Genomic DNA, 5,009 nt, shown 5'->3' with positions numbered 1-5,009 from the left:
TTGGTGCAGCAGAGACTGCTGCACCCCCTGAGCTTGCATCTGTGGGAGGCAATTTCATGAATGTGACGGCGTGGGTATGGCAGGGATGCCATACCCTCCTATGACGCTACGCCTCGCGGTGCTCGGCAATAGCCTTCTTGATGAGCATTTCGAGCTCCTCGCAGAGTTCGGGGTTGTCCTTCAGCAGAGTCTTTGTAGCGTCGCGACCCTGCGCCAGCTTCGAGCCATTGTAGCTGTACCACGAGCCCGACTTCTGGATGATGCCGTACTCTACGCCGAGGTCTACCATCTCGCCAACCTTTGAGATGCCCTCGCCGAACATAATCTCGAACTCGGTCTTGCGGAACGGAGGTGCCACCTTGTTCTTGATTACCTTCACGCGCACCTGGTTGCCGATGATCTGGTCGCCGTCCTTGATGCCCGTCACCTTGCGGATGTCGAGGCGCACCGAAGCGTAGAACTTCAGGGCGTTACCGCCCGTTGTTGTCTCGGGGTTGCCGAACATCACGCCGATCTTCTCGCGCAACTGGTTGATGAAGATACACGTTGTCTTGGTCTTCGAGATTGTAGAGGTGAGTTTGCGCAGCGCCTGCGACATGAGTCGAGCCTGCAGACCCACCTTGTTGTCGCCCATGTCGCCCTCGATCTCCGCCTTCGGAGTGAGCGCAGCCACAGAGTCGATAACGATGATGTCGATAGCCGATGAGCGGATGAGCTGGTCGGCAATCTCGAGAGCCTGCTCGCCGTTGTCGGGCTGCGAGATCCAGAGGTTGTCTACGTCTACGCCGAGCTTTGCAGCGTAGAAGCGGTCGAAGGCGTGCTCTGCGTCGATGAACGCTGCGATGCCGCCTGCCTTCTGTGCCTCGGCGATGGCGTGTATGGCAAGCGTTGTCTTACCTGACGACTCGGGACCGTATATCTCGATAATTCTGCCCTTCGGGTAGCCGCCGACACCGAGTGCGGCGTCGAGTCCGATGCTACCGGTAGGGATTACCTCGACGTTCTCCACCTGCTCGTCGCCGAGTTTCATGATGGAACCCTTGCCGAAGTCCTTCTCTATTTTTGACATCGCAGCCTGGAGGGCTTTGAGTTTGCCCGCCTGGTCGATGTTCATTTCTTCTTTTGCCATGATATTAAGAATTTTGAATTTATAATTCAATGTCTACATTGAACAACTCGTGCCAAGGCAGACCCTGCTTGTTGAGCTGCTCCATGAACGGATCCGGATCGAACTCCTCTACGTTCCAAACGCCCGGCTTGCGCCACAGACCCTTGAAGAACATCATTGCGCCGATCATAGCCGGAACACCCGTTGTGTAGCTTACGCCCTGCATACCGGTCTCCTTGTAGGCAGCCTCGTGCGAGCAGTTGTTGTAGACGTAGTAGGTCTGCTCCTTGCCGTCCTTGATGCCACGGATGCGGCAGCCGATAGAGGTCTGTCCGTCGTAGTTCTCGCCGAGGTCCTGCGGGTTAGGCAGCACGGCTTTGAGGAACTGCAGCGGCACGATCTTCACCTTCACCTTCTCCGAAGGATTGTCGGCGAGCGGAGCCTCGTATGTTATCTCGTCGATGCGCGACATGCCGAGGTTCTGGATACAGTCGAGGTATGTGAGGTACTGCTGACCGAAAGTCATCCAGAAGCGAGCGCGCTTGATGGTCGGGTAGTTCTTCACGAGCGACTCTATCTCCTCGTGGTGGAGCAGGTAGCTCTCCTTCGGACCCACCTCCGGGTATGTGAGGGGCTTGTGAATCTCGAGCGGAGCTGTCTCCACCCATTTGCCGTCCTCCCAGTAGAGACCCTTCTGAGTGATCTCGCGGATGTTGATTTCCGGGTTGAAGTTGGTAGCGAACGCCTTGTGGTGGTTGCCGGCGTTGCAGTCTACGATGTCGAGATACTGAATCTCGTCGAAGTGGTGCTTAGCAGCGTAAGCGGTGAAGATGCTTGTCACGCCCGGGTCGAAGCCGCAGCCGAGAATGGCTGTCAGACCAGCCTCCTCGAAACGCTTCTTGTAAGCCCACTGCCAAGAATACTCGAAGTGAGCCTCGTCCTTCGGCTCGTAGTTGGCGGTGTCGAGGTACGAGCATCCGCAAGCCAGACAAGCCTCCATGATGGTGAGGTCCTGATAGGGCAGGGCGAGGTTGATGACCAGTTCCGGCTTGTAGTCGTTGAAGAGAGCCTTGAGCTGCTCCACATCGTCAGCGTCCACCTGAGCGGTCTTGATGTTGGGGTTGCCGATTGCCTCAACAATGCGGTCACACTTCGACTTTGTGCGGCTTGCAATCATGAAGTCGGTGAAAACGTCAGCGTTCTGCGCAATCTTGAACGCTGCAACTGTAGCGACGCCACCGGCGCCGATCATAAGTACTTTTCCCATTGTTTCTATTTTTAAGTTTGTTGTTTTTTTTTCTAGGGTTTCTAGATGTTATAGAGTTTCTAGATGTTCTAGGGTTTCTATATGTTCTAGGGTTTTTAGGGTTTCTAACCCACAGCTTTACAGCTCGTTGCCCTTTATCCCGAGGGCGTTCATGAGCGAATAGCCTAAGATTTCCTGCTTGAAGTTGCCACCTTCGAGGGGCTGCATGGCGAAGAGCGTCACGCGCTTTTCCTCGTCATCAACGTCGCGAAGGGCGTGGCGCAGGGCATCCCAGAGCGCGGGGTGCTCGGCGTTGGGGATAGCCATCACGCGATGCACGTCCTTGTGGTTGACCACGGTCTTGAGGATGTCGAGGAAGAAGTCGTTGTGCTTCACCACCTCTTCAACGGGGTAGGAGCTGAGGATGAACTCGCCCAAACCGTCCTTGAACGCCTTTGCGTTTAGGTCGGTTTCGTAGTTGCCGGGTGCGAAGTTCTCGAGCGCAGCCTTCTCCTTAGAGTGGATGAAGATGACCTGCGTCTCGCCCTCGCTGTCGCGGCTCTCGCGCATTCCACCGTCGAGTGCCACGCAGTCGATCCAGCGTGCGAGGTCGGCTTTCGGGATGCGTCTGCCGAGCATACGCTCGAAGTTGACCGAGAGGTTGAAGGCTACGGAGTCGACATAGTCGCCGTCTACGAGGATTATGTTGCGGCTCCAGTTGGTATTGTTGAATTGCTGTATATCCATTTTATATGTTATTTCACTATTTCCTTTGTAACCTTGCGCTTGCCGTCGGCATAGGTCACGGCTTTGAGCACGATGGTGCCCTTGGCAGGTGTAGCAATCTGCGCACCCTCTATCGAGTAGTAGCGCGTGTCGGCTACCTTCATGTCGGCGGTGTTGAGGCTGATGCCCGTCGGGTCGAAGTCGTAGAGTGCGCGGTCGGAAGTGGTTGCCGTGCCGTCTACGGTGTACACGCTCTCCACGTGCAGCTTCTTCGCCTGCAGGTTGTGGAAGTAGATAACCTTCAGTGTACCGTTGTTCACGATGTCGTAGTTGTCAGTGAAGCCGAACGGAATCTCGTCCATGTCCTGCGTGAGGTGGTCGTAGAGGTCGGTGGTGAACGTATATCGCTTGCCGTCGGCATAGATGCGGTAGCTCAGCTTCTCGGCGTTGATATACTCGCCGTTCACGTCCTCGGTCGGAATGTTGAACACGAGTGCCGAGTTCAGCTCATCCCAATCAAGGTTGGTCGGCATGGCGGGCTTCGTGGCGTGGTCGCCGGCGTAGTACTTCATCGTCACGCCCGTGGCGGTCGTCACGAACTCTTTGAGGTCGTAGGTTGTCTCGCAGAGGTAAGCCTCGGCAGGAGCCATTGTGAGTTGCTTGCGGTCGGCAGAGAAGTTGAAGTTGATGGTGCGGAGATACTCGTAGTTCATATCCTTGTCCACGCTCACCGGCGCAATGCGGTAGAAGAAGAGGTCGGCATCCTTCACAATCTGGAACGACGGGATGGAAGCCGTTGTGCCGCTGTATGTGCCCTCGTACACCTCCTCGGGCGACTTTGAGGCGAGTCCGCTGATGAAGAACTTGCCGTCGCTGAACGCCATTCACCAGTCGCGACGCCTTCGCGCCGTAGGCATCCGTGCCGCTGAACACGTAGGTCTGCGGCTTCACGCCCTTCGGGAACTCGAAGCGCACGAACTCGCCCAGAGGTTGCAGCTTCATGTTGTAGAAGAAGCCGAAGAAACCAGCCTCGTCCTCCGTCTCTGCGTCCTCGTATATGGCGAAGATGTCGCCGTTCTGCGTTGTCAGCTCGCCCTGTTCGCCGATGGCGAGGCGTGCCTCCTTCTCGAAGCTCGTCACGTTGCCATCCTCGTCGGCGTGTACAATCTCGAGGTAGAGTGTCTTGGCATCGTTCTGCACGAGCACCTGTCCTGCCTTGATGACAATCTCGTTACCCACCTTCTCGCTCTTCAGCCAGCTCTCCTCGGCACCGCGGTAGTCGCGGTTGCCGCCCGGTGTGAGTCCGTTGAAGTAGTAGGTGGTGCCGTCCTGGCGCACCGTCACCTTACCGTTGGTGTACTGCTTCTCGTAGAAACCGTTGTTCTCGGTGTACGCCATGATGTACGCCTCGTCTTCGCCCTCGGGGTTGTAGATGGGTTTCTCGTCCTTAGGCACGCTCAGCTTGTGCAGCGCAGCCTTGCCTGGAGCCTTCAGCACGCGCTCCTTCTGCGTGGTATTGTTTGATAAGGGGGTGCCCAGGAGGGTTTGTGCGTTGGCTGCTATTGTAGCGAGCACGAAGCCCAATAAGAGTAGAGTCTTTTTCATAATGTTGATTGCTTAAAATGATTTTATTTAGGTTTTGCAAGTCGGCGACAAACGCAACCATTTTAGATGACAAAGTTAGCGAGAATAATCCGAAAAACCAAGTTTTTTAGTCGCCATATTAACCCTGCCAATATGTTTTGTAACGATACTCCCAAGGTATTCAACCTTAATGCCTAATGCTTGTGGCGAGAGAAGATGGTTCCGGTAGTGCTAAAATGATGTTCCGGTTGTGGGGGAATGATGTTCCGGTTGCGGTGGAATAATGTTCCGGTTGCGGTGGAATGATGTTCCGGTTGTAGTTTAACGCTTTTAGTTGACTACTTT

At 55.3% G+C, this 5,009-nt stretch carries 4 protein-coding genes; all 4 read right to left on the bottom strand.

All coding sequences use genetic code 11. From position 1 onward, the window contains the following. Nucleotides 1–106: 106 nt before the first annotated feature. A complete protein-coding gene (gene recA / locus HMPREF0673_RS07845; protein WP_022430902.1) occupies nt 107–1,129 on the bottom strand; it encodes a recombinase RecA in 1,023 nt (340 codons plus the stop codon). Between the two features lie 19 nt (nt 1,130–1,148). Next, the gene (locus HMPREF0673_RS07840; RefSeq protein WP_007900564.1) at nt 1,149–2,375 is read right to left on the bottom strand and encodes a saccharopine dehydrogenase family protein; all 1,227 of its coding nucleotides are present in this window, start codon (nt 2,373–2,375) and stop codon (nt 1,149–1,151) included. A 117-nt stretch (nt 2,376–2,492) separates the two neighbouring features. Next, on the bottom strand, nt 2,493–3,101 hold the full coding sequence (locus tag HMPREF0673_RS07835; RefSeq protein ID WP_007900563.1) for a DUF6621 family protein: 609 nt from the start codon (nt 3,099–3,101) through the stop codon (nt 2,493–2,495). Between the two features lie 495 nt (nt 3,102–3,596). Continuing rightward, the gene (locus HMPREF0673_RS07825) at nt 3,597–4,685 is read right to left on the bottom strand and encodes a hypothetical protein (protein WP_007900559.1); all 1,089 of its coding nucleotides are present in this window, start codon (nt 4,683–4,685) and stop codon (nt 3,597–3,599) included. Nucleotides 4,686–5,009 lie beyond the last annotated feature (324 nt).

This window comes from Leyella stercorea DSM 18206 (assembly GCF_000235885.1).
Taxonomy (GTDB): domain Bacteria; phylum Bacteroidota; class Bacteroidia; order Bacteroidales; family Bacteroidaceae; genus Prevotella; species Prevotella stercorea.
The sequence above is the reverse complement of the archived record's forward strand: the minus strand, read 5'-3'. Positions and strand labels throughout refer to the sequence as shown.